The organism is Streptomyces boncukensis, assembly GCF_011045075.1.
Lineage (GTDB): Bacteria > Actinomycetota > Actinomycetes > Streptomycetales > Streptomycetaceae > Streptomyces > Streptomyces boncukensis.
In genome coordinates, this window is sequence record NZ_JAAKZZ010001059.1 from 1 (window position 1) to 834 (window position 834).

At 76.5% G+C, this 834-nt stretch carries 1 protein-coding gene; it reads left to right on the forward strand.

Translation table 11 applies throughout. The features are described 5' to 3' along the window. Positions 1–834 (forward strand): hypothetical protein (locus G5C65_RS37920; protein WP_165303625.1); only part of this gene is annotated, 834 nt, incomplete at both ends.

Sequence of the window (834 nt, forward strand, 5' to 3'; positions counted from 1 at the left end):
CACCCCGCCCGCGCACGTCTTCACCCCGCCCGGTGAGCAGCCGCTGGAGACGGCGCTGGCCGAGACCCACGCGCTGCTGGAGCGGCACGGCTACCTCATCGTCGTGCACCCCGCCACGCTGCCGCGCCCGTATGTGCACCGCCTCCACACCCTCCGCTCGCTGCTCGACGGCCACCGCATCGCGCTGCTGCCGGTGGCGCTGCCGCCGCTGGCCACCGGGGTGCTGGTGCGGCAGCTCCGGCAGCTCTCCCTGTGCGACTTCACGCCCGGGGTGCTCGGCGCCGCCACCCGGCTGCTGACCCACTATCTGTACGCGGGCGCCGTGCTCGGCTCCGTCGCCAAGCTGGACCGGGTGCCCGTCTCGCTGGCCGCGCACACCCGCTCCTGGCTGCCGGGCACCCAGTACGCGGTGCTCGCGGCGCCCCAGCCGCAGCTCGTGCGGATCGGCGGCGCCGAGCCGGACGGGCGCGGCGCCACGCTCACCGGGCCGCAGTTCGCCACCCGGCTCGCGGTGGCCCGCGGCCAGCTCTCCTCGGACTGGGCCAGTACGGTGCTGGCGCGCACGTGGCGGGTCGGCGACGTGTGCGAGGAGCCGCTGCCGGGGGACTCGGCCCGGTGGTGGGGGACCGGGAAGCTCGTCGAGTTCGTCGCGGCGCTGGCCGATGTGTCGGTGCTCTACCAGCTGGTGTCCTCGGTGCGGCGGGACGAGTGCCGCTGGTGCGGGCTCGAACTCATCGGCGACCGCTGCGCGTTCTGCGCGGCCCCGGCCCAGCCGCCGACCGCCCCGTCCGCGTCGCCCGCTTCATCCACCCCGACCACCCCGTCCGCCCCGTC